The sequence below is a fragment of the Deinococcus seoulensis genome (genome assembly GCF_014648115.1).
GTDB lineage: Bacteria > Deinococcota > Deinococci > Deinococcales > Deinococcaceae > Deinococcus > Deinococcus seoulensis.
In genome coordinates this window covers 285912-309009 of sequence record NZ_BMQM01000002.1, presented here as the reverse complement: position 1 = coordinate 309009, position 23098 = coordinate 285912, and the positions used below count along the sequence as shown (strand labels likewise).

Sequence of the window (23098 nt, the reverse complement as noted above, 5' to 3'; positions counted from 1 at the left end):
CACTCAAGAACGGCTGGCACGTCAGTTTTCACTTCATCTCATAAAATCTGTCAGGCGGTCAGGGCCCAGGCGTGACGCGGTCGCCTGCTCGTCCGGCCTCCCGGTCGTGACGACCAGCTGATGACGGGACAGGCGTTCCAGATCACGGTCGGAAGGTCCCGGTTGCCATCCTGGAAGTTCAAAGCGCATACCGCAGCGTAAAACCCGCTGAACGGAAAGAGTATTCGCCGTCTGGCCTACCCTGGATGGCGCACACCCAGCGCAGAGGCGACCGGATGGCACCCGCTCAACGGGTGACCCGGCCGTTCCGTCAGCCACGCAACTGGAGTCCGTTTCAGCTGCTGCACCCGCCACCGCAACTGCTTCCGCAACTGCTTCCGCAACTGCTGCCGCCATCTGAACCGCTGCCGTCCGAACTCCCGCCGTCCAGACCGCCGATGTCCATGCCGCCACCGTCACTGCCGCTGCGGTTCTGCCTGGAGCTGGTGCCCGCCGGGGTCGCCTGTGCGGTCGTCAGGAGAATCAGTGCCAGCACGAATACGCCCAGCGCGGCCAGCACCCCGAAGCGCGTGGACAGGAACGTCAGGAACGCCACGCCGCCCGCCAGGGCCGCCAGCAGCAGCGCCGACAACCTCACCCCCCCAGCCGTGCTGGCCGTGTGCGTGAATGTGTGCGCGGCTGGGGCCGCCCTGACTGCCGGGTCGGGCCACACGTCGACCGGGGCCACCTCGCCGAACACGCGGGCGTAGCTGTCCAGCGTGCGGCGGTACTGCGCGGCGAAGTCCGTGTCGCCCGCCTCGCCGGTGGCGGGTTCGTGGTGCAGCGGCGCGGGCAGCAGCGGCGTCAGGCGCTCCCAGTAATCACGGGTGAAGGTCAGGTGCTCGTGCCACAGGGCGTCCACCGCCCGTGACGGCGTGACCGGATGCCCGGCCGTGGCGGCCAGGATCAGGAACCGGCGGTACTCCTGCGCGACGCATTCCGTGAAGGCTGGCCCCCAGCCGTGTTCCTGCGCGGCGCGGCGCAGCATGGCGGGCGGGAACGCGTACCCGGCCAGCGGGCTGTGCGGGGCGTGGATCATGGGGACGGAGTTGACGGTCCCCTGACCGTTAGGGGGCGACATCCCGGCTGTTCGTGTCATACCCGGCTCCTGGCAGGACCCCGGAGGAAGGGCGGCCTGGAGGGCGCGGAGGCGGGGCCGCCCGCGCGGGTTCCTGCTGATCGCAGCGTGATCCGCTCCTGTCAACGGACCGTCAGGCCCTCCCTGGCCGGGCTGCCCCCGGACCCTTCACGTTCAGGGGGGCGTCTGTTCAGTCGGTGGCAGCTCCGGGAGGGTGCGGGCGTCGGGGGCCGCCTCGTTCAGGAACGCCCGGTACGCCTCCTGCACGGCCTGCACGAGTTCCTGACTGCCCAGCACGCCGCGCATGTCCAGCATCGCCACGATCTCGTGCGGGTCCAGGCTGGGATTCGCGCAGGCGCGCAGCAGCGCGTAATGCACCACGCTGGTGCCGGGCCGCACGCCGCCCGCCGGGGTCCACGCCTCACGCAGCAGCGGCATCAGCTGCCGCGCGAACCGCCGCACGTCCTCCCGCGAACGCCCCAGTTCCTTCTGGAGCGCCCCGACCGAGTTCACGCCCACGTAATGCAGCAGCCGCGCCAGCCGCTGCGGCCGGTCCGGGTCCGGCCAGCCCACCAGGAGCCGCACCTGCAACGCCCCGGCCACGTCCTCGTCCAGCGGCCGGACGGGCGGGATGTTCAGCAGGTGCTTCATGCTCTGCGCGTCGATGAACACGCCCTCCGGTTCGGTCTGCACCCGCTCGGGCAGCGTCGCGGCGTAATCGCGGGACAGACGGTGCAGGGCCATGAATTCCTCGTCCGCCATTTCCAGCAGGCCCGCCAGCCGGTAGAAGCGGCGCTGCACCTCACGCGGAATCGCGTCCCGGTTCTTGTACCCCAGGTCATGCTCGATCTCGGCCCAGGCGTGTTGCAGGATCGAGCGGATCTGCACCTCGAACCCCATGCCCGCGAACGCCGCCAGCCCCGGCGTGTCCGGCGTGAGCCGCACCACGTAATGCACGCCCATGTACCCGAACCGGTCCGGGTCGTGCATCTTGCTCTTGTCGATGGAATGCTCCCAGTCCACCGTGTGGTTCGCCTCGATCAGGCGCGACACGGCCCCCACGTCCGACTCGAAGTACGTGATCACGCGCACCGCCACGAGGTCCGTCACGTCCGGCAGCGACCGGTACCGGCCCGGCTTGCGGCGCAACTTGTCCTCCAGACTCAGGGGTTTCTTCACGCGGCCCGTCACGTGATGAATGCCCAGCCCCGCGCGTTCCAGCATCGCCAGCGTGTGCGCCACCGCCGCGTCCCGCAACGCCTCGAACTGCGGCAGGTTCGACTTGTACTCACTGACCAGCCCGTCGTTCATGAATACCCCCAGCATACCCCCGCCGGGCCGTGCTACACCCTGAAGATGCGCCCCGCCCCGCCCCTGCTGGCCCTGATCGTCCTCCTGAGCGCCGGGACGCCGACCGGCCGGGCCGCCCCGCCCGCCCCGACCGGCGTGTTCGTCGCCTACCCCCCGGACGACCACCGCGTGCCGTTCGATCACGTGATCCTCGAAGGCCGCGTGCCGCCCGGCTCGACCCTCAACGTGTCCGGCCGCGCCGTACCCACCGGCCCGGACGGCCTGTTCATGGAGTGGTGGCCGCTGAAGCCCGGCGTGAACACCCTCACCCTGACCGCCCGGCAGGCAGGGCGCGTGACCGGCAGCCGCACCCTGCGCGTCACCCGCGCCGCCGCGCCCATCCTGCCCGCCCGGCCCACCCGCATCCTGCCCGGCAGCGTCACGCCCGCCCGGCCGGTCGAATTCTGGGACGCGTCCGGCGACACGCCCGCCGAACGCCGCGTGACCGTCAGCGTGCAGGGCAGCGCCGGAGCGCGCGCCACCGCCCGCCTGGGCAGCGCCGCGCCCACGCCGCTGCGCGAGGGGCCGCCCGGCACGTACCGCGCCGACCTGACCGTTCCCGCCACCCCGCAGGCCAGCACCCCGCTGACCGTCACCCTGACCGGCCCGGACGGCCGCACCGTCACCGCCACCGCACCCGGCCGCGTCACCGTGCAGAGCGGCGCCGCCCGCACCGGCACCCAGCGCCCCGGACAGGTCCCCGGCCCCGCCCTGAACGCCAGCAGCACCGTCCTGACCACCCTGACCGGCCAGTCCCTGCTGTACCCCCGCACCAGCATGACCTTCACCGTCGTCGGCCGGCAGGAAGGCGACCTGCGCGTCCGCCTGAGCGGCGGCCAGAGCGCCCTGATCACCGCCACGCAACTCGACCTGGGCGCCCCCGGCACCGCCCCCCTCCCCTGGACCGGCGGGACCGTCCAACTGGACGAACCCCTTTCCGCTCTGACCAGCCCACCTGCCCTGGAACCCGTCCCCACCCCGGCAGCCGTGCCCGGCGTGCCCGCCCTGCCCGTCACCAGCGACCCCGCCGCGCCGCCCACACTGGCAGCGGCACCCGTACCGGCCCCCCCGGCACCCACCCCCGCCAGCGCCAGCAGCGACCTGACCCTCCTGATCCCCACCGGCCCCGCCCGGCCCCCCTTCACCCTCGAACAGACCGACCCGCGCACCCTCGTCCTCACCCTGTTCGGCCCGCCCATCACACCCCTCACCCCGCCCGCCCCACACCCCCTGCTGGCCCGCACCGACCTGAACACCACCCCCGGTACCACCCGCCTCACCCTCACCCTGAACGCCCCCGTCTGGGGCTTCACCGCCGACCACGACGGCCCCCACCTGCGCCTGAATGTCCGCACGCCCCCCACCACCGACCCCACCCGGCCCCTCCAGGGCCGCACCATCACCCTCGACCCCGGCCACGGCGGCACCCAGGGCGGCGGCGCCGGCAGCCTCGGCACCCCAGAAAAGAACCTCGTGCTGCCCATCACCCTCCGCGCCGCCGAACTCCTCCGTGCCCAGGGCGCCACCATCCACCTCACCCGCACCACCGACACCACCGTCGGCCTGTACGAACGCGGCCAGCTCGCCCACGACACGGGCAGCGACCTCCTCATCAGCGTCCACGCCAACGCCCTCCCCGACGGCCGCGACCCACGCGGCATCCGCGGCCCCGAGATCTACTACACCCACCCCCAGGCCCAACCCCTCGCCGCCGCCCTCCTCACCGCCCTGCGCACCGGCCTCCCCGACCTCGGCCCCGGCACCGGCCTGAAACCCGGCGCGGACCTCGCCCTCACCCGACCCACCAGCCAGCCCAGCGTCCTGATCGAAACCGGGTACCTGACCGACCCCGGCAACCTGCGCCTGCTGAGCAGCCCGGCCGGGCAGGAACGGCTCGCTCAGGCCATCGCGGCGGGGGTCGTGGCGTACTACCGGGGGCTTGGGCGGTAGGCGTTGTAGGTGGGCGCCTGCCGCGGGCTTCCCCACCCCCCAGCCCCCTACCCCAGGGGGGCAGGGGGAGCAGCGTTGCACTGGGCAGGTATTTCGCGGGCGTTCGTTGTGGGTGTCGGGCGGGTTCGGCCACGCCTCACACGCCATCCTTCGCACCTGTTGCGTTCGCCCCGCGCGCTGCGCGCACGACGGGCCTGGTTGCCATGACGGTCGCATTCAAGGCTCCCCTTGAGGGGAGCTGTCAGCGAAGCTGACTGAGGGGTCGCCTGCGAAGCAGCTGGGTCCTGCGTAGCAGCTGTGTTCCGCTGCGGAGCAGCCTCCCGTACCATCTGGTTATGAGTGTCGTTCGGCCGGTGACGTTGGTGACGGGAGCTGCGGGTGGGATTGGGGCGGCGTTGGCGCGGCGGTTGGCTGCGGGGCATGACCTGATCCTGTCGGGGCGGAATGTGGGGGCGTTGGAGGCCCTGTGTGCGGAGGTGGGGGGTTCGGCGTTGGTGCTGGACCTGACCCGCCCGGAGTCGTTCGAGGGGGCGCTGGCGGGGGTGGGGCGTGTGTCGAACGTGGTGCATAACGCGGGTGTGGTGGAGCTGGGTGCGGTGGCGGAGCAGGGGCATGCGGTGTGGTCGCACACGCTGGCGGTGAATGTGGTCGCCCCGGCGGAGTTGACGCGGGTGCTGCTGCCGCGCGTGCGTGCCGAGCGGGGGTCGGTGGTGTTCGTGAACAGCGGCGCGGGCCTGCGCGCGAACGCGGGGTGGGGCAGTTACGCGGCCAGCAAGTTCGGCCTGAAGGCGCTGGCGGACGCGCTGCGGGAGGAGGAGGCGAGCGCCGGGGTGCGCGTGTCGAGCGTGTACCCGGGCCGCACGGCGACGCCCATGCAGGCGAAGGTGCGCTCCCAGGAGGGCGCGGCGTACACGCCGGAGGCGTTTATCGATCCGGATTCGGTGGCGGCCACCATCGAGTTCGTGCTGAACGCCCCGCGTGACGCGACGCTGCCGGACGTGAGCGTGCGCCCCGGCCCGCGTTGATGGCGGATTCGGTGGCGGAGTTGCCGCCCCCACGGGCGGGTCGGGTGCAGGCGGACCTGCTGGACGTGGTGATCGTCGGGGCTGGTCCCTCGGGCCTGAGTGCCGCGCTGACGCTGGGCCGTTCGCGGCGGCGGGTGCTGCTGCTGGACGGCGGGCCGCCCCGCAACGCGAGCGTGTCGGCCGGGCACGGACTGCTCACGCGCGACGGAATGCACCCGGCGGACCTGAAAGCGCAGGCGCTGGCGGACCTCGCGCCGTACGACGTGACCGTCTGCTCCGACGGTGCGCGCGAGGTTCGCCGTGAGCCGGACGGGGCGTTCGCCGTGCGGGTCGGTCAGGACTGGCACCGCACGCGCGTGCTGCTGTTCGCCACCGGCGTGCGGGACGTCCTGCCGCCCGTGCCGGGCCTGCGGGAACGCTGGGGGCAGGGCGTGTTCCACTGCCCGTACTGCGACGGCTGGGAACATGAGGGCCGCGCCCTCGCCGTGTACGGCTGCGGCCAGAGCGCCCACCACCTCGCCCTGACGGTCCGGGCGTGGTCGGACCGCGTGACCCTCCTGTGCGACGGCGACCCGGCCCTCACGCCCGAACAGACCCGCGACCTGCGCCGCGTCGGCGTCCGCATCCGCACGGAACCCGTCCGGCACCTGCGCGGCGGCCCACTCGAAGACCAGCCGGTGTGCGTCACGTTCCGGGGCGCGCCGCCCCTCAGCGTGGACGCCGTGTTCCTCGCGCCCGAACAGCAGCAGGGCAGCCACCTGCCCGCCTCGCTCGGCTGCCAGCTCAGCGACCGGGGCCGCGTGCAGGTCGACGACCAGCAGGAAACCAGCGTCCCCGGCGTGTTCGCCGTTGGCGACATGACGGGCGCCCCGCAGTACGTGGTGCAGGCCGCCGCCGCCGGAATGCACGCCGCGCAGGTCATCAACACCCGCCTCATCCACGCGGCCGTGCATTCCCTGGGCGCCGCGTTCCACAAGACCCCCGGTGACAGGGCAGAAGTGACCCGCCCCCCCGAACCTGACGATGAGTAGCATCCCCGCATGAGTACGCGGGCCATCCTCTTCGACCTCGACGGCACCCTCCACGACCGCGCTGCCACCCTCCGCGCGTGGCTGGCCGAACACACCCGGCAGTTCAGCCTCCCCGCTACCTACGCCCCCCGCTTCCTCGAACTCGAAGATCACGGCTACCGTCCCAAAGCCCAGGTCATCCCCAGGCTCGTGCAGGAACTCGGCCTCCCACACGACCCCCAGACCCTCCTCGACACCTACGCCCACCACGTCCGGCACGCCGTCCCCATGCCCCACGCGCACGCCGTCCTGCGCGAACTCCGCGCGCGGGGCGTGCGGGTGGGTGTCGTTACCAACGGCTGGGAAGACCTCCAGCGCACCTGCGCTGACCGCTGCGGCCTCACCTCCCTCACCGACGACCTCGTCATCAGCAAAGCCGTCGGCCTCAGCAAACCCGACCCCGCCATCTACCAGCTCGCGCTGAATCGCCTCGGCGTCAGCGCCCAGCACACATGGTTCGTGGGCGACTCGCCCCGCAACGACATCGCCGGGCCGCAGGCGGTGGGGCTGCGCGCCGCGTGGCTCCCCACCACGCACCCGCTTCAGGGCGAGGTTCCGGACGCAGTTCTTCGTGATCTGCGGGATGTGCTGGAGTTGTAGGTGGGCTTTCCCCACCCCCCAGCCCCCTACCCCAGGGGGGCCACGTCTTCGCCGCGCAGGGCGGCCTGCGCGTTGACGCCAGATCTACACCCGCGCCTGGAACCTGGCAGCGGGGGAGCCTACGTTGGCACTGGGCAGGTATTTCGCGGGCGTTCGTGGTGGGGATTGGGCGTTTACGGCCACGCCTCACACGCCATCCTTCGCACCCGCGCCATGCGCCCCGCGCGCTGCGCGCACGACGGGCCTCGTGGCGACGACGGTCGCCTTTCAAGGCTCCCCTCTAAGGGGAGCTGTCAGCGAAGCTGACTGAGGGGTTCTGCGAAGCAGCTGTGTTCCGCTGCGAAGCAGCCGCCCCTCCCACGCTCCCTTCCCACGCTCCGTACCCCTGCGGCGCGTACCATCGGGGGTGTGAGTTCTTTCGTGTTGCCGATTGCGGAGGTGGTGCCTGCGGTGCGTGGGGCGCTGGCGGCGCATTCGTTGGTTGTGGTGCAGGCGCCTCCGGGGGCGGGGAAGAGTACGGGGTTGCCGCTGGAGTTGCTGGGGGAGCCGTGGTTGGCGGGGCGTGGGATCGTGATGCTGCAGCCTCGGCGGGTGGCGGCGCGGGCGGTGGCGGCGCGGCTGGCGGAGGGGCTTGGGGAGGAGGTCGGTGGGACGGTCGGGTACCGGGTGCGGTTCGATTCGCGGGTGTCGGCGGCGACGCGGTTGGAGGTGGTGACGGAGGGCATCCTGACGCGGCGCCTTCAGCGTGATCCGGAGCTGGCGGGGGTGGGGCTGGTGATTCTGGATGAGTTTCACGAGCGGAGCCTGAACGCGGATCTGGCGCTGGCGCTCCTGCGGGAGGTGCAGGGGGCGCTGCGGGATGACCTGCGGGTGCTGGTGATGAGTGCCACGCTGGACCCGGGTTTGCCGGGGCGGCTGGGGGCGCCGCTGATCGAGAGTGCGGGGCGGGCGTTCCCGGTGGAGGTTCGGTACCTGCCGGTGGACCCGGTGGGCCGGGTGGAGGATCTGGTGGCGCGGCAGGTGCGGGTGGCGCTGGAGGCGGAGCCGGGGGACGTGCTGGCGTTCCTGCCGGGCGTGCGGGAGATCCGCGCGGCGGCGGCGGCGCTGTCGGACGTGGACGCGGCCGTGCTGCCGCTGTACGGGGACCTGCCGGTGCGTGAGCAGGCGCGGGCGCTGCGGCCCGATCCGGGTGGGCGGCGCAAGGTGGTGCTGGCGACCAGCATCGCCGAGACGTCGCTGACCATCGACGGGGTGCGGGTGGTCGTGGACGGTGGCCTGAGCCGCACCCAGCAGTTCGATCCGGCCAGTGGGCTGTCGCGGATGGTGACGGGTCGGGTCACGCGGGACGCGGCGGCGCAGCGGGCGGGCCGCGCGGGTCGCACCGCGCCGGGCGTGGCGTTCCGGTTGTGGAGTGAGCGGACGCAGCCGCTGCTGCCTGCCGCGCGCCCGCCGGAGGTCATGGAGGCGGACCTGGCGCCGTTGACGCTGGAACTCGCGCAGTGGGGCGTGCCGGACCCGGCGGACCTGCACTGGCTGGACGTGCCCCCGGCGCGGCGCATCGAGACGGCGCGGGGCGTGCTGCGGGACCTGGGCGCGCTGGACGCGGCGGGCCGCGTGACGCCGGAGGGCGCGCGGCTGCTGGACTTCCCCACGCACCCGCGTCTGGCGCACCTGCTGACCGCGCCGGGCGACGCGGCGCTCGCGGCGGACGTGGCGGCCCTGCTGGAGGAACGCGACCCGCTCCCGCCGGGGTCCGGTGCGGACCTGACGGACCGCGTGGCGGCCCTGCGTGCGTGGCGGCGCAGTGGGCGCACGCCCGGTGACGTAGCTGTGCTGGAGCGGGTCGAGCGGCTGTCCCGGCAGTGGCGCACCCTCCTGAAGGTCCGGCCGGACGACTCGGCCCCGGACGGGTTCGCGGTGGGCGCGTTGATCGTGCGGGCGTACCCGGAACGCGCCGCGCTCGCCCGCGAGGAGACCAGCGGTCTGCGCCGGGGGCGGTTCCTGCTGGCAGGCGGGCAGGGGGCCGCGCTGCCCGAGGGGGACGGTCTGGCGGGCGTGCAGGCGCTGGCGGTGGCGCACCTGGACGCCGCCCCCCTGAGTGCCGCGCAGGCCGAGGGGCGCATCTTTCTCGCGGCGCCGCTCGACCTGGCCGCGCTGGAGGCGGGGGCCGCGTGGGTGGACGAGGTGCGCTGGGACGCCCGCACGGGCACGCTGGTCGCGCAGCGCGAGCGGCGCTTCGGGGCGCTGGTCCTCGAAACCCGGCCCCTGCGTGACCTGCCCGCACAGGCGCGGCTGGACGCACTGGCCGGGGCGATCCGCGAGGGGGGGTTGCACCTGCTGACCTTCAGCGCCGAGGCGCAGGCACTGCGGGACCGCGTAGGGTCCGTCCGGGCGTGGCGGCCCGACGAGACCGACTGGCCGGACCTCAGTGACGCCGCGCTGCTGGACACCCTGGAGGACTGGCTGGGACCGCACCTGGGCGCGGCCCGTTCGCGGGAGGACCTGGGCCGCCTGAACCTCCTGCCGGCCGTGCAGGCGCTGCTGCCCTGGCCGCTCCCGGCCCGACTGGACGAACTGGCACCCACGCACCTGACGGTGCCCACCGGCAGCCGCGTGCGCCTGACGTACCGTCCCGGCGAGGCGCCGATCCTGGCCGTGAAGTTGCAGGAACTGTTCGGGCTGGCCGACACGCCCAGCGTGAACGGGGGCCGCACGCCCGTGCTGCTGCACCTGCTCTCGCCTGCCGGGCGGCCCGTGCAGGTCACGCAGGACCTGCGTTCCTTCTGGAACTCCTCGTACTTCGAGGTGCGCAAGGACCTGCGCGGCCGTTACCCCAGACACCCCTGGCCCGACGATCCCTGGACGCACGCCCCCATGAAAGGCACCAAGAAACGGGGCGTGTAGGCCGTGCCGTCCCGTCTGGACGCCCTGATCGCCGCGCTGTACGGCCCGGTCGGCTGGCCCCGCGCCCGGGGGGTCGCGCGCAGACTGCGGCCGTATGTCCCCGCTGGCAGCACCCTGCTGGACCTGGGGGCCGGGACCGGGCACACCGGGGCGCTGCTGGCCCGGCGGGGCTGGACCGTCACCCTGGCGGACGTGCCGCCGCATCCCGGCGCGTGGGGGCAACGCCTGATCGCGCACCCGTGCGCCCGCACGCTGGCGCGGCGCGGCGGCCTGACCCGCGTGCTGTTCCAGGGCCGCCTGCCGTTCCCGGACGGTCAGTTCGGCGTGACGCTGCTGGCGTTCGTGCTGCACCACTGCCCGGACCCGCTGGCCGTGCTGCGCGAGGCGGCGCGCGTCTCGGGCCGCGTGATCGTCATCGAGGACCTGGAGGCGGGTGGGTGCAGGCCGGGCCGCGCCGGACAGTGGCTGGACGCCCTGCTGAACCTGGAGGCCGGGCACCCGCACGCGCACCGCTCGCAGGCCGACTGGCACGCCCTGTTCCGCGCCGCCGGATTGCAGCTGCACGCGCAGGAGCACTGGACGACCCGCCCGCTGGGCGTGCGCACCGGGCACACGCTGTTCGACCTGCGCCCGGCAGGGGAGAGCCGTGCAGGAGAGAGGCGGGCAGGGGAGAGCCGGGCAGAAGAAAGCCCGCTGGGAGAGGCGGGCCGGGGCTGAAGGCTGAAGAGTGTCTACAGCAGGCGGGCGAGGGTGCCGCTCAGCAGCATCAGCAGCAGCAGGGTCAGGGTCGCGCCGAGCAGTTGCCGGGCGTCCGGGCGGCGCCGGTCGCCGCTGGTCACGCGGCCCGTCCGGTGTGGCCGTTCTTCGGTTGCCCCAGCGGGGGCTGCTGGTCGGGGTGCAGGCTGCCCAGCGCGGCTTTCAGGTGGCGGTACACCTCGCGTTGCAGGTCGAGGTCCTCGGGCAGTTCGTAGCGCAGCTGGTCCATGGCCTGCATCAGGTGCGCGCCGCCGGGCGTGCGTTCGTGGTCGGGGCGCGCCCAGTCGGGCAGTTCCGGGGTGTGGGTGGGCTGGCGTTTGGTGTCGTCCCAGTCGCCCCAGGTGCGGGGCAGGTCGTACAGGTAGCGGCCGATGCCGAAGTGCACGGCGCAGCGTTTCAGGGCGTCGCTGGCGGCGGCTTTCAGGGTGCTCAGGTCGCCGTCCGGGGCCTGTCCGATGTCCTCGCGGCTGACGCCCAGGACGGTCAGGCGGCCCTTGACGGTGGGGATGGGTGTGCCGGGGATGACTTCCACGCTGAATTCCCAGTGGTCTGGGCAGATGGCGTCCAGGCGGTCCTGAACGGCGCGGGCGTCGATGTGGGCCAGGAGTAGTGCGCGGCTGCGATCCTTGCTGATGGCGACGGCTTTCCACGCCACCATGTGAGCGGGAAACGGGGACTGGAGTCGTTTCTGGACATCGCTCAGTTTCATGGATTTAGTCTATAACAGAATGCAATTACGGTCAAGACAGAATGACCGGGTGTCTGGAAGCCCGCATCTGCTCCCCAGCACCGCCCCTCCCCGCGCCCCTTCCATCGACAACCCCACACTCCTGGCCCGCCGCGCCCTCTACCATGCGTGCCATGAGTCGCGCGGCCACCGTCACCCGAACCACCAGCGAAACCGACATCAGCGTCACGCTGGACCTGGACACCACCACCTACGAGCACCCGCACACCGGGCACGGCTTCCTGGACCACATGCTCGACGCGCTGGCCCGCCACGCCCGCATCGGCCTGACGGTGCGCGCCACCGGCGACCTGCACATCGAACCGCACCACCTGATCGAGGACACCGGCATCACCCTCGGGCAGGCGCTCTCGCAGGCGCTCGGCGACCGCCGGGGCATCGAACGCTACGGCAGTGCCTTCGTGCCCATGGACGAAACGCTGGCGCACGTCGTACTCGACCTGTCGGGCCGCGCACACCTCGCCTTCGAACCCGAGACCCTGAACGTCTGGGGCGACGCGGGCGGCATGACCCACTACCACCTGCGCGAATTCCTGCGCGGCCTGTGCAACCACGCGGGCATCACCATGCACGTCCGGCTCCTCGCGGGCCGCGAGGCTCACCACGTCATCGAGGCCATCGTGAAGGCCGTCGCCCGCGCCCTGCGCGACGCCGTGCAGGTCACCTCGCAGACCATGCCCAGCACCAAGGGCAGCCTGTGACCGCCCCCGCCTCCGAACGCCCGGAAGTCCTGCTGCTCGACTACGGCGCCGGGAACGTCCGCAGCGCCGCCAAGGCCCTGGAACGCGCAGGCATGACCGTGCGCGTCAGCAGCGACCCCGCCGACGTGCCCGGCGCCCGCGCGCTGGTCGTGCCCGGCCAGGGGCACTTCCGGCAGGTCATGGACGCCTTCGACAGCAGCGGCTTCCGCCAGCCCGTTCTGGACGCCGCCGCCGCTGGCACGCCCATCCTGGGCATCTGCGTGGGCATGCAGATGCTCCTCGAAGGCAGCGAGGAAGCGCCGGGCGTGGCGGGCCTCGGCCTGATTCCCGGCACCGTCCTGCGCTTCCCTCAGGACACGCAGCGCAAGGTGCCGCAGATGGGCTGGAACAGCCTCGACAAGGTCGGCGACAGCCCCCTGCTGGCGGACCTCGCCTGCCCCGCCTACGCGTACTTCGTGCACTCGTACTACGTGCCCCTGACCGTCGAGGTGGACGCCGGGGCACTCACCGAGTACGGCGTGCCGTTCTGGGCGGCGCTCAGCCACGGCAACCTGCACGCCACGCAGTTCCACCCGGAAAAGAGCGGCGAGGTCGGACTGGCCATCCTCGAACGCTTCCGCCGCAACGTGCTGGAGGGTTGACGGCCGGTAGACCCCGTGGGCGCCGTCCCGCTATCCGCAACGGGCAATAGACCCGCCGCCCGTGCCTGAGCCACAATGAACGGCATGACCACCCACACCCCCCGCCCGCCCGTGGACCTCGACTGGAACACACTGGGATTCAGTTACATCCGCACCGACGAACGCTACCTCTCGCACTGGCGTGACGGCGCGTGGGACCACGGAACCCTGACCCTCGACAACGTCCTGCACATCAGCGAGGGCAGCACCGCACTGCACTACGGCCAGCAGTGCTTCGAGGGCCTCAAGGCGTACCGCGCCGCCGACGGCAGCATCAACCTCTTCCGCCCCGACCAGAACGCCGCGCGCATGCAGGCCAGCTGCCGCCGTATCCTGATGCCCGAAGTCAGCACCGAACAGTTCATCGACGCCTGCCGTCAGGTCGTGAAAGCCAACGAACACTGGATTCCCCCCTACGGCACGGGCGGCGCGCTGTACCTGCGCCCCTACGTGATCGGCGTGGGCGACAACATCGGCGTGCGCACCGCCCCGGAATTCATCTTCGGGGTGTTCGCCATTCCCGTCGGCGCGTACTTCAAGGGCGGCCTGACCCCCCACAACTTCATCACGTCCGGCATGGACCGCGCCGCGCCGCACGGCACCGGCGCCGCCAAGGTCGGCGGGAACTACGCCGCCAGCCTCCTGCCCGGCGCGCAGGCCAAGGACCGCCACTTCGCGGACGCCATCTACCTCGACCCCGCCACGCACACCAAGATCGAGGAAGTCGGCGCCGCGAACTTCTTCGCCATCACCCGTGACGGCCAGACGTTCATCACGCCCAAATCCCCCAGCATCCTGCCCAGCATCACCAAGTACAGCCTCCTCTGGCTCGCCGAACACCGCCTGGGCCTGAACGTCGTCGAGGGCGACGTGTTCATCGACCGCCTCGACGAGTACGCCGAGGCCGGCGCGTGCGGCACCGCCGCCGTCATCACGCCCATCGGCGGTATCCAGCACGAGGACACCTTCCACGTGTTCCACAGCGAAACCGAGGTCGGCCCCGTCACCCGCCGCCTGTACGACGAACTCGTCGGCATCCAGTACGGCGACCGCGAGGCCCCGGAAGGCTGGATCGTCAAGGTGTAACGGCACCGGAGGCGGGGGGCGGGTTCGCAGTGCGCGGGCCGCTCCCCGCCTCATGCTGGCCGGGAGAGGTAGATGGGGGTGACGGTCACGGCTTGCAGGCCCAGATCTGTGTCCGCCTGCGTTTCTGCGGGCGTATCGCCCCAGGCCTGCATGACCAGTCGCTGCACTCCTTGCAGGTGCGCGGCGTCGCAGGTGGCGCGCAGCAGCGCGTGCCGTAGCGCGGTGTGTCGCAGGTCAGGGTGGACGCCGGGACTGCCGACCGTCAGGGTGTCGCCGTCCAGCCACGCGCGGCAGATGCCGACACCCCGACCGGCCCCGTCCAGCGCGATGTACCCCACGCGGTCGTCGGCTCCGTGGGCGTCCGGAACGATGTCGGTGTCGCTGACCAGCGTGTGGCCCAGGCGGTCGGCGTAGGTGCCCTGCGCCTCCCGCCGGACGGTCAGAGCGGACACGGCGGCCAGCGGCAGGACTCGCAGCCCCGCCGGGACTGACATTTCCGGGGTGGGCAGGGGTCCGTGCCACTCCGTGTACTGCCCCGCGTGTTGCCAGCCGAGCGTCCGCAGGGTGCTGCCGGGCAGCAGGCTGTCGTCCGCGTAGGCACTCAGGGGTGTGCCGGATGCCGAGGCGGCGCGCAGCAGGGCCGCCGCGACCTCTGCCTGCCGCGGGCCGGGCCGGGCGCCGCCCAGCACTTCCAGGTCCGCGCGGGGGGTGCGGCGCAGCGCGATCACGCCTGCGTCATCGGCCGCCAGCCACGCGGCTGTGAGCTGGGGCAGCAGGGGGCGCAGGTCGTCGGCGCCGCATCCCAGCAGGTCGGCCAGGGCCGGGAGGGCCGCGTCGGGTGGGGTGGCTGGCAGGCGTGTCACAGCGGGCAGCATACGCGGCAGGTTTCGCCTCTCACGGCGCACATGCCGCCCCGGTCACGCTCTGACCGTTCCTTCATGTTCGCCGCATGGGCGGCGTGTGTGGCGTGGGGCGCGGCTACACTCGGGGGCATGAGTGAAGCGCTTCCGCTGGATCATGGTCATCTTCAGAAGCTCGTCACGGCGGATCTGGTGCGGCCCGATCACCTGCTGGGCGCGCACGTCGTGACCGAGGACGGCGTGACGGGCGTGCGTTTTGGCGTGTGGGCTCCGAACGCGCATCACGTGAGCGTGGTGGGCGATTTCAACGGCTTCAACGGGTTCGATAACCCCATGCAGCGCCTGGACTTCGGGTTCTGGGGGGTGTTCGTGCCGTCGGCCCGGCATGGGCAGCGGTACAAGTTCCGCATTACCGGCCCGGACGGCCGCACCGAGGACAAGATGGACCCGTACGGGTCGTTCTTCGAGGTGCGTCCGGCGACGGCCAGCATCGTGTGGGATCAGCCGTTCGACTGGACGGACGGCGCGTGGATGGCGGAGCGCAGCGCGGGCCTGGATCATGCGGTCAGCGTGTACGAGGTGCACCTGCCGTCCTGGGCGCGGCGGGAGGACGGCTGGTTCCTGAATTACCGTGATCTGGCGCACCGGCTGGGCGAGTACGTGACGTTCATGGGGTACACGCACGTGGAGTTGCTGGGCGTCATGGAGCACCCGTTCGACGGGTCGTGGGGGTATCAGGTGACCGGGTACTACGCGCCCACGAGCCGCATGGGCAGCCCGGAGGACTTCAAGTACCTCGTGAATCACCTGCATTCGCTGGGGGTCGGCGTGATTCTGGACTGGGTGCCGGGGCACTTCCCGACGGACCCGGCGGGCCTGGGCCGGTTCGACGGCACGCCGCTGTTCGAGTACGCCGACCCGCGCAAGGGGTACCACTACGACTGGAACACGTACATCTTCGATTACGGCCGGAACGAGGTCGTGATGTTCCTGATCGGGTCGGCCCTCAAGTGGTTGCAGGACTTCCACGTGGACGGCCTGCGTGTGGACGCCGTGGCGAGCATGCTGTACCTGGATTTCTCGCGCACCGAGTGGATTCCGAACGTGCACGGTGGCCGTGAGAATCTGGAAGCCATCGCGTTCCTCAAGCGCCTGAACGAGGTCGTGCATCACATGGCGCCGGGCTGCATGATCGTGGCCGAGGAGAGCACGTCGTTCCCCGGCGTGACCACCCCCAGCCCGCACGGCCTGGGCTTCGATTACAAGTGGGCGATGGGCTGGATGAACGACAACCTCCGGTACTTCGAGGAGGACCCGTTGTGGCGCCGGTACCATCACCACGCGCTGACGTTCTTCAACGCGTACCGCACCAGCGAGAACTACGTCCTGGCGATCAGTCACGACGAGGTCGTGCACCTGAAGAAGAGCATGGTCATGAAGATGCCCGGCGACTGGTACGCGCAGCGCGCCGGGTACCGCGCGTTCCTGGCGCTGATGTGGGCCACGCCCGGCAAGAAACTGCTGTTCATGGGGCAGGAGTTCGCGCAGCCCACCGAGTGGAACCACGATCAGGCGCTGCCGCTGCACCTGGCCGACCAGCCGGACCACCGGGGCGTGCTGGAACTGGTGCGGGACCTGAACGGCCTGTACCGGGGCCGCCCGGACTGGCACGTGGCCGACACCCGCGACGAGGGCCTGCAGTGGATCAGCGCGGACGACGTGGAGAACAGCGTGTACGCCTTCCTGCGGCGCGACCCGGTGGGCGGCGCCTGGAGTCTGATCGTGGCGAACCTGACGCCCGTGTACCGCGACCTGTACCCGGTGGGTGTGCCGGTGGGCGGCGAGTACCGCGTGCTGCTGTCCACCGACGACGGCCGGTACGGCGGGTTCGGCACGCAGCAACCGGACCTGACCGCCCACGCCGAAGGCTGGAACGGGCAGCCGCACCACCTGCGGCTGAATCTGCCGCCGAACAGTGTGCTGGTGCTGTCCTCCGCGACCGCCGACGACGCGGCGCAGGCACGGGCAGCGCAGGCACAGGCGGCGCAGGCAGATGCAGTGCCGGTACAGACCACCGGGAAGGCAGCCGGTCAGGATGCTGGCGCGACGGATCCGGGCCTCGCCCCCTGAACAGCTGAGCCGACTGAACAGCTGAATCCTGCCCCCTGAGCGCAGGTCGCCCCGGAGAGAACGGATGCCGGGGCGACCTGCGCCTGTGGCGGGTCTGCTTTAATGCGGCGGTGACGGATTCTCCTTCTCCCTCCTCCGGTTCCGGTGGTCCGGGACCGCAGCGGCCCGCGCCGGACGCGTTGACGGCCGCGAGTTTCGCGCTGCTGGCGGTGCTGGCGGGGCTGCTGCTGTGGCCTCTGATCAGTGGCGGTCCGGCGCCCAGCGCGTACCTGATCGCGGGGTTGCTGGTGGTGCGGCTGGGCATTCAGTTTCTGCGGTCCCGCCGGGACGAGCGGTTGCGGCGGCCCGCGAGCTGGGCGCTGGACATCCTGCTGATCGCGCTGATCTTCTACTCGGCCAGCAACCAGCCGCCCACCTGATGCGGACTCCGATTGAATGGGCGGCAAAGACCGTTCAATCCGAGCGGATGCGAGAAGGAGAGAAACGGGTTCCGGACGTGGAGCTGGCAACCCGGCGCCCTTCCGGGTTGTCAGCGAAACAAACGGAGTCCGTATGATGCGGCGCGGTCGGGTGGTGCTGGCGGGCCTGCTGGCCCTGGCGGGGGCCGGGGTGGTGTGGGCGGCGTGGCGTGCGGCGGCGCGGCAGGCCCGGCGTGGCGGGGGGGGCCGACGGGGGGGTTCTCATTTTTTAACCCGGTTCAAAACAATCTCGGTCAGAATGCCGTTCGTGATTCCGGCCGCCCTGCTGAACGTCCTGCGCCCCCCGCAGCGACTGCACAGCACCTACGAACGACTCCTTGGAACAGAAGTGGAACTTCAGATCGTCGCCGCCACGCACGCCCAGGCCCGCGACGCCGAACACGCCGCCCTGACCGAGATCGAACGCCTCACCCTGATCCTCAACCGCTTCGACCCGAACAGCGAACTGTCCCGCTGGCAGGCCGCGCACGCCCCGCACGTTCCCCTGAGCCTCGACCTGCTGAACGTCCTGCGCCTCGCCGACCACTGGAACGCCCTCAGCGGCGGCGCGCTGCACCCCGGCGCGGACGCCTTCGGGGAACTCTGGAAGCAGGCCAGCCTCAGCGGGCACCCGCCCACCCCGGCCACCCTGGCCCGGCAGGCCAGCGCCCTGCGCGCCGAACCGTGGGAACTGCACCCGGACGGCAGCGGCACCCTGATCGCCCGGTACCCCATCGGCCTGAACGCCCTGGCCAAGGGGTACATCGTGGACTGCGCCGCGACCGTCGCCTCCCGCTGCGCGGGCGTGCGCAGCGTCCTCGTGAACGCCGGAGGTGACCTGCGCGTGATCGGCGGTCGCGGCTTGACCGTGGCCGTCGCCGACCCCTTCACTGCCCGTGACGACGCCCCGCCGCTGACGCAGGTGCGGGTGCGCGGGGGTGCGCTGGCCACCAGCGGCTCCTCGCACCGGGGGTATCAGGTGGGCGACCAGTGGTACTCGCACGTGATCGATCCGCGCAGCGGGCAACCGGTCCGGGACGTGCCGGGCGTGACGGTCATCGCGCCGGAATGCGTGAGCGCCGACGCCCTGGCCACCACCCTGAGCGTCCTGCCGTTCCAGGCGGGACTGGCCCTGGCGGAATCCCTGCCGGGCTGCGAGGCGCTGATCATCACGGCGGGCGGCGAGCAGCACGCCACCAGCGGCTGGCGCTGCGCAGGCCCACGACCGGCCCGGCTGAAACCCGTCCTGGCGCGCGCCGGGCGTCGTTAACAGTTTCTTAGCAGAGCTGCGGCATGCTGCGCTGGCAAGGAGACCCGCCATGACCCACACCGACCAGACCGACGCCCACCCGACCGATATCGACGTTGCCACGACCACCGGCCGCACCACCAACAGCGGCCGCCGCAGCTTCCTGGGCACGCTGGCCGCCGCCACCGCCGCCCTGACCCTCTCCCGCGTCGCACCCGCACAGGCCGCCGCCGCCAGCACCGCCAGGAAATGGGCGACCGGCATGACCCTGGACATCAACTTCACGGTCGCCACCAAGGCCACCGGCCGCGTCAAACGCCCCTACGTGGCCGTCTGGATCGAGGACGAGGCCGGGAACACCGTGCGCACCCTGACCGTCTGGGTGCAGCAGTCCCGCATGAACCCCCGCTGGTTGCAGGAACTGCGCCGCTGGACCCGCCAGAACAGCGGCATGCTCTCCACCGTGTCCTCGGCCACCCGCAACCCCGGCACGTACGCCGTCGCCTGGGACGGCAAGACCGACAAGGGCGCCATGGCCACCCAGGGCACCTACTACGTGTGCGTCGAGGCGGCCCGCGAGCACGGCCCGTACTCGCTGGTCCGCGAGAAGGTCACGGTCGGCGCCGCTTCCTTCAAGAAGACCCTGGGGACCAACAACGACATCGAGGCCTCCAGTGTCACCTTCAGCAAGGCCTGAGCCGGGCGGGGACACCGGGGCCGCGCGGGTCCGGCCCGCGCCCCGCCCCCGCACCCTGAAAGCCCGCATGAACGTCTGGCTGCGCTGGACACACACGTACACCAGCATGATCAGCCTGCTGGTCGTGCTGTTCTTCAGCCTGACCGGCATCACCCTGAACCACCCGGACTGGGTGTTCGGCACGCAGGAAACCACGAAAACGGTGACCGGCACCCTCCCGGCCGGCTGGATCAGCGGCAGCGAGGTCAACTGGCTGACCGTCGCCGAGGAACTCCGCGCGCAGCAGGGCCTCAAGGGCCGCGCCAGCGACCCCCGCGTGGACGGCCAGGAGGCCAGCATCTCGTTCCTGGCGCCCGGCTACAGCGCCGACACCTTCATCGACACGCAGACCGGCCGGTACGAGACGACCATCCTCGCGCAGGGCGCCGTGGCCGTCATGAACGACCTGCACAAGGGCCGCGACACCAGCCCGCTGTGGAAATGGGTGATCGACCTGAGCGCCGTGTTCCTGACCGTCATCTCACTGACCGGCCTGGGCATCCTGCTGTACCTGAAAAAGACCCGGGTGCAGGCCCTGACCGTCATGGGTGTCGGCGCCGCCCTGACCGTGCTGCTGGCGTGGCAGGCCAGCCGGTAGGGTCCCCTCTGGCTGGGGCGGGCGGCGCAGCGTGATTCAGGCGCAGCGTGATCCAGGCGCACCGTAACCCAGGCGGGCCGTAATCCAGATTCCCGTTCCCGCGCGGCGCAGCGCGTATCGTTGCCCGCATGACTGTTGCAACGAAGACCTACACCCCAGCCGAAGTCACCGCGTTCTACGACGCGCACCGCACCGTCCGCCAGTACCAGACCACGGCGGACGGTTCACCGCTGCCCCTGCCCGCCGATCACCTCGAAGCCATCCTGCACGCCACGCAGCGCGCCCCGACCGACGCGACCGCGCAGCTGTACTCCCTGATCCGCATCACCCGCCCGGAACTGCGCGCCCGCATGGCCGAACTGACCACCAACGCGCACATCGCCACCGCCAGCGAGGCGTTCGTCGTGTGCGCCGACGTGCGCCGCGTCGAACGGGTATTGCAGGTCAGCGGCAAGCAGGCCGGACAGTGGCCCGCCATCGCCATTCACTTCGGCATCGGGGACGCCGTCATGGCCGGCACGAACCTCCTGACCGCCGCCGAGATGCTCGGCTACCAGGGCTGCTGGATCGGCGGCGTCCTGAACGGCCTGGACGCCATCATCGACGAACTGGGCCTCCCGCAGGGCGTGCTGCCCTTCGCCGCGCTGACCATCGGCACGCCCGCCGAGAACGCCCCGTACCGCCCCCGCGTGCCGCGCCCGCTGGTCATTCACACCGACACGTACCACGACGGCAGCGACGAGGAAATCCGCGAGGCCGTGCAGGTCATGAACCCCATCGCGGCGCGCGGCGATCAGCCCGGCGACTGGGCCCGCCTGCTCACCATGTACTTCGGGCAGGGCGGCGGCATGGAAGCCCGCGAACCCGGCCTGGTCGCCGCCCTGAAGAAACAGGGCCTCTGGTCGGGCAACGAGTAATACGGACTCCGATTGCATGGCTTATAAAGCCGTTCAATCCGAGCGGATGCGAGCAGGAGCCGAAGCGGGCTGCCGGACGTGGAGCCGGCAGGGGCGGTGAAGTTCCGGATTGTCGGCGGAACAAACGGCAGTCCGTGTAAAACCGCCGTCCCAGGATCAGCAGTCACCCCGCGCCAACTGTCCGGCGCGGGGTGTTTGCCGTGCGGGCCGGGAACTCCGCCGCCGCCCGGCACGTACCGATGAGCATGATGAAATCACCCCTGCGCCGCGCCGACACCGCTCTCGCCGCTGAACCTGCCACGCAGAGCCGCACGCAGGCCCTGCTGGCCCTGGCGGGGCAGGGCGCGGCGCTGGGCGTGCTGGCCAGCCTGATCGGCGCGGCCCTGACCGGCTGGTCCGATCCCGCGCGGGCCGCGCTGGGAGCCGACCGCGCGGGCGTGGCGCTGCTGATCCTGGCAGGCCTGCTGGCCTGGGGCAGCTTCCAGAGTGGCGGGGCTGACGCGGCCGTCAGCGCCGGTCTGGGCCGGGGGCACGCGCCGGTCCGGACAGCCATGCGTCCGCTGCTGCGCCTGCTGGCCGCCGCCGCGACCTGCTTCCTGCTGGAGTACGCCCTGCGGCTGGCCTGATACGGACTGCCGTTTATTTCGCCCTCCACCCGGAGGGGCGCCGGGTTGCCAACTCCACGTCCGGAACCCGCTTCGACTCCTACTCGCTCTGCTTCGCAGCTCTACGAGTCCGCTCGGATTGAACGGCTCTATAAGCCATTCAATCGGAGTCCGTATCACTCGCATCCGCCCGGATCGAAGGGTGGTGCATTCCCCTCTGGCCGCACACCTGCCTGCCCCGGTGCGGGCCGCGTGGGCGCGCCGCTCCGTACAATGCGCACGTGAGCCAATCCAATCCCGATGCCCCCGGCGAACCCGCTGCGCCCGTGAAGTACGACCTGACTACCCTGGCCGCCCGCGCGGGCGAGGAGGCCCGCCCGAACCGCGCGGCCGCGCTGGTGGAACCCATCTACCAGAGCACCGTGTACGCCTTTGCGGATCTGGACGACCTGGACCGTGCCATGAGCGGCGAGGACCCCGCCAGCTTCTACTACCGCAACGGCACCCCGAACGCCGCGACCCTGGAACGCGCCCTGGCGACCCTGGAAGGCACCGGGGCGGCGCTGGTGGCCGGGAGTGGCATGGCGGCCATCAGCGCCGCGCTGCTGGGCGTCCTGAAGGCCGGGGATCACGTGATCACGGACGCCCGCGTGTACGGCGTGACGTACGCGCTGCTGGCCGAGGAGTTCCCCCGCCTGGGCATAGAGGTGTCCTTCGTGGACGCCTGCGACCTGAACGAGGTCGAGGACGCCTTCCGGCCGAACACCCGCGTGGTGCACGTGGAGAGCCTCACGAACCCGCTGCTGACCGTGCCGGACGTGCCCGCCCTGGCCCGCCTTGCTCATGAACGCGGCGCGCTGCTGAGCGTGGACAACACCTTCGCCAGTCCGGCCGTGTTCCGCCCGGCCGAGCACGGCGCGGATCTGGTGACGCACTCGGTCAGCAAGTACCTCAGCGGGCACTCCACGGCGTTCGGGGGCGTGCTGTGCGCCTCGCCGGAACTGGTCGCGCTGGCCCGCACGCGCCTGCTGCGGCTGGGCGGCACGATCAGCGCGTTCGACGCCTGGATGACCATGCAGGGCCTCAAGACGCTGGGCCTGCGCATGCGCGCCCACAGCGGCAACGCGCAGGCGGTCGCGGACGTGCTGGTCAACCACCCGCGCGTGAAGGCCGTATACCACCCGGGCCTGAGTGACCACCCGCAGTTCCACCTCGCCATGGACCTGTTCCCGCAGGGCTTCGGCGGCATGCTGAGTGCCGACATCGAGGACGCGCCCCGTTTCGTGAAGGCGCTGGCCGGGCGGATTCCGCTGGCGCCCTCGCTGGCGGACGTGATCACCACGCTGTCCTGGCCGTGGGGTACCTCGCACCGCCCGCTGCCGGAACCCGAACGCCGCCGCCTGGGCATCACGCCGAACCTGCTGCGCCTGAGTATCGGCATCGAGGACATCGGCGACCTGCTGGGCGACTTCGAGGCCGCGCTGGACGCGTAAAAGATCTGTGGTTCAGGGGGGTGTCCTCGGGTGCGGAACACCCCTAACGTCACCTGCCTCACCGT

Annotated in this window: 21 protein-coding genes; 17 read left to right on the top strand and 4 right to left on the bottom strand. The window is 71.5% G+C overall.

Going from position 1 to position 23098, the window contains the following annotated elements; genetic code table 11:
• Positions 1-334 precede the first annotated feature (334 nt).
• Positions 335-1078 (bottom strand): glycine-rich domain-containing protein, encoded by a 744-nt coding sequence (locus IEY70_RS03315; protein WP_189063546.1) that lies wholly within the window; start codon positions 1076-1078, stop codon positions 335-337.
• Between the two features lie 213 nt (positions 1079-1291).
• Positions 1292-2428, bottom strand: a complete 1137-nt coding sequence (locus IEY70_RS03310; RefSeq protein ID WP_189063545.1) for a GTP pyrophosphokinase — start codon at positions 2426-2428, stop codon at positions 1292-1294.
• 45 nt (positions 2429-2473) lie between these two features.
• Here IEY70_RS03310 and IEY70_RS03305 point away from each other — a divergent pair, with 45 nt between their 5' ends.
• The 6 genes from IEY70_RS03305 to IEY70_RS03280 all read left to right on the top strand — a co-directional run bounded on the left by IEY70_RS03305 (position 2474) and on the right by IEY70_RS03280 (position 10733).
• Positions 2474-4417, top strand: coding sequence for an N-acetylmuramoyl-L-alanine amidase family protein (locus IEY70_RS03305; protein WP_189063544.1), 1944 nt, complete (start codon positions 2474-2476; stop codon positions 4415-4417).
• Positions 4418-4752: 335 nt separating this feature from the next.
• A complete protein-coding gene (locus IEY70_RS03300; protein WP_189063543.1) occupies positions 4753-5442 on the top strand; it encodes an SDR family oxidoreductase in 690 nt (229 codons plus the stop codon).
• A gap of 11 nt (positions 5443-5453) precedes the next feature.
• Positions 5454-6473 (top strand): NAD(P)/FAD-dependent oxidoreductase, encoded by a 1020-nt coding sequence (locus tag IEY70_RS03295; protein ID WP_373290738.1) that lies wholly within the window; start codon positions 5454-5456, stop codon positions 6471-6473.
• 9 nt (positions 6474-6482) lie between these two features.
• Positions 6483-7112 carry an HAD family hydrolase gene (locus tag IEY70_RS03290; RefSeq protein WP_189063541.1) on the top strand — a complete coding sequence of 210 codons (630 nt, stop codon included), beginning with the start codon at positions 6483-6485 and terminating at the stop codon, positions 7110-7112.
• A 408-nt stretch (positions 7113-7520) separates the two neighbouring features.
• The gene (hrpB, locus tag IEY70_RS03285) at positions 7521-10016 is read left to right on the top strand and encodes an ATP-dependent helicase HrpB (RefSeq protein ID WP_189063540.1); all 2496 of its coding nucleotides are present in this window, start codon (positions 7521-7523) and stop codon (positions 10014-10016) included.
• 3 nt (positions 10017-10019) lie between these two features.
• Positions 10020-10733, top strand: coding sequence for a class I SAM-dependent methyltransferase (locus tag IEY70_RS03280; protein WP_189063539.1), 714 nt, complete (start codon positions 10020-10022; stop codon positions 10731-10733).
• A 118-nt stretch (positions 10734-10851) separates the two neighbouring features.
• Here the strand turns inward: IEY70_RS03280 and IEY70_RS03275 are convergent, their stop codons facing one another.
• Positions 10852-11481, bottom strand: coding sequence for a Rad52/Rad22 family DNA repair protein (locus IEY70_RS03275; RefSeq protein WP_189063538.1), 630 nt, complete (start codon positions 11479-11481; stop codon positions 10852-10854).
• Positions 11482-11633: 152 nt separating this feature from the next.
• Between IEY70_RS03275 and hisB the strand changes: the two genes are divergently transcribed.
• The 3 genes from hisB to IEY70_RS03260 all read left to right on the top strand — a co-directional run bounded on the left by hisB (position 11634) and on the right by IEY70_RS03260 (position 13987).
• Positions 11634-12221: an imidazoleglycerol-phosphate dehydratase HisB gene (gene hisB / locus IEY70_RS03270; protein WP_189063537.1), complete on the top strand. Its 588-nt coding sequence runs from the start codon at positions 11634-11636 to the stop codon at positions 12219-12221.
• Complete coding sequence (gene hisH / locus IEY70_RS03265) at positions 12218-12862, top strand: imidazole glycerol phosphate synthase subunit HisH (protein WP_189063536.1); 645 nt, start codon at positions 12218-12220, stop codon at positions 12860-12862. The genes hisB and hisH overlap by 4 nt, the downstream gene beginning before the upstream one ends.
• Before the next feature lie 84 nt (positions 12863-12946).
• Positions 12947-13987: a branched-chain amino acid aminotransferase gene (locus tag IEY70_RS03260; RefSeq protein ID WP_189063535.1), complete on the top strand. Its 1041-nt coding sequence runs from the start codon at positions 12947-12949 to the stop codon at positions 13985-13987.
• A gap of 50 nt (positions 13988-14037) precedes the next feature.
• Here IEY70_RS03260 and IEY70_RS03255 read toward each other — a convergent pair whose 3' ends face one another.
• Positions 14038-14850: a hypothetical protein gene (locus tag IEY70_RS03255; RefSeq protein WP_189063534.1), complete on the bottom strand. Its 813-nt coding sequence runs from the start codon at positions 14848-14850 to the stop codon at positions 14038-14040.
• Positions 14851-14979: 129 nt separating this feature from the next.
• Between IEY70_RS03255 and IEY70_RS03250 the strand changes: the two genes are divergently transcribed.
• The 8 genes from IEY70_RS03250 (at position 14980) to IEY70_RS03215 (ending at position 23033) form a co-directional block, all read left to right on the top strand.
• Entirely contained in the window at positions 14980-16977 is a 1998-nt protein-coding gene (locus IEY70_RS03250; RefSeq protein WP_189063533.1) for a 1,4-alpha-glucan branching enzyme, read from the top strand.
• A gap of 110 nt (positions 16978-17087) precedes the next feature.
• Positions 17088-17396: a hypothetical protein gene (locus IEY70_RS03245; RefSeq protein WP_229777584.1), complete on the top strand. Its 309-nt coding sequence runs from the start codon at positions 17088-17090 to the stop codon at positions 17394-17396.
• 298 nt (positions 17397-17694) lie between these two features.
• On the top strand, positions 17695-18705 hold the full coding sequence (locus IEY70_RS03240) for an FAD:protein FMN transferase (protein ID WP_189063532.1): 1011 nt from the start codon (positions 17695-17697) through the stop codon (positions 18703-18705).
• Positions 18706-18754: 49 nt separating this feature from the next.
• Complete coding sequence (locus IEY70_RS03235; RefSeq protein ID WP_189063531.1) at positions 18755-19381, top strand: DUF2271 domain-containing protein; 627 nt, start codon at positions 18755-18757, stop codon at positions 19379-19381.
• Positions 19359-20018 (top strand): PepSY-associated TM helix domain-containing protein, encoded by a 660-nt coding sequence (locus tag IEY70_RS03230; RefSeq protein WP_373290736.1) that lies wholly within the window; start codon positions 19359-19361, stop codon positions 20016-20018. The genes IEY70_RS03235 and IEY70_RS03230 overlap by 23 nt, the downstream gene beginning before the upstream one ends.
• A 128-nt stretch (positions 20019-20146) precedes the next feature.
• A complete protein-coding gene (locus tag IEY70_RS03225) occupies positions 20147-20935 on the top strand; it encodes a nitroreductase family protein (protein ID WP_189063529.1) in 789 nt (262 codons plus the stop codon).
• Positions 20936-21180: 245 nt separating this feature from the next.
• Positions 21181-21561 (top strand): hypothetical protein, encoded by a 381-nt coding sequence (locus tag IEY70_RS03220; RefSeq protein ID WP_189063528.1) that lies wholly within the window; start codon positions 21181-21183, stop codon positions 21559-21561.
• Between the two features lie 260 nt (positions 21562-21821).
• A complete protein-coding gene (locus tag IEY70_RS03215; protein WP_229777582.1) occupies positions 21822-23033 on the top strand; it encodes a trans-sulfuration enzyme family protein in 1212 nt (403 codons plus the stop codon).
• Positions 23034-23098: the final 65 nt, after the last annotated feature.

Bases quoted from the DNA above. Each gene is read 5' to 3' on its own strand.
- IEY70_RS03225 (WP_189063529.1), top strand. From the start codon at position 20,147: ATGACTGTTGCAACGAAGACCTACACCCCAGCCGAAGTCACCGCGTTC.
- IEY70_RS03290 (WP_189063541.1), top strand. From the start codon at position 6,483: ATGAGTACGCGGGCCATCCTCTTCGACCTCGACGGCACCCTCCACGAC.
- IEY70_RS03240 (WP_189063532.1), top strand. From the start codon at position 17,695: ATGCCGTTCGTGATTCCGGCCGCCCTGCTGAACGTCCTGCGCCCCCCG.
- IEY70_RS03305 (WP_189063544.1), top strand. From the start codon at position 2,474: ATGCGCCCCGCCCCGCCCCTGCTGGCCCTGATCGTCCTCCTGAGCGCC.
- IEY70_RS03300 (WP_189063543.1), top strand. From the start codon at position 4,753: ATGAGTGTCGTTCGGCCGGTGACGTTGGTGACGGGAGCTGCGGGTGGG.
- IEY70_RS03315 (WP_189063546.1), bottom strand. From the start codon at position 1,078: ATGATCCACGCCCCGCACAGCCCGCTGGCCGGGTACGCGTTCCCGCCC.
- IEY70_RS03250 (WP_189063533.1), top strand. From the start codon at position 14,980: ATGAGTGAAGCGCTTCCGCTGGATCATGGTCATCTTCAGAAGCTCGTC.
- hisB (WP_189063537.1), top strand. From the start codon at position 11,634: ATGAGTCGCGCGGCCACCGTCACCCGAACCACCAGCGAAACCGACATC.
- IEY70_RS03310 (WP_189063545.1), bottom strand. From the start codon at position 2,428: ATGAACGACGGGCTGGTCAGTGAGTACAAGTCGAACCTGCCGCAGTTC.
- IEY70_RS03260 (WP_189063535.1), top strand. From the start codon at position 12,947: ATGACCACCCACACCCCCCGCCCGCCCGTGGACCTCGACTGGAACACA.
- IEY70_RS03275 (WP_189063538.1), bottom strand. From the start codon at position 11,481: ATGAAACTGAGCGATGTCCAGAAACGACTCCAGTCCCCGTTTCCCGCT.
- IEY70_RS03220 (WP_189063528.1), top strand. From the start codon at position 21,181: ATGATGAAATCACCCCTGCGCCGCGCCGACACCGCTCTCGCCGCTGAA.
- IEY70_RS03235 (WP_189063531.1), top strand. From the start codon at position 18,755: ATGACCCACACCGACCAGACCGACGCCCACCCGACCGATATCGACGTT.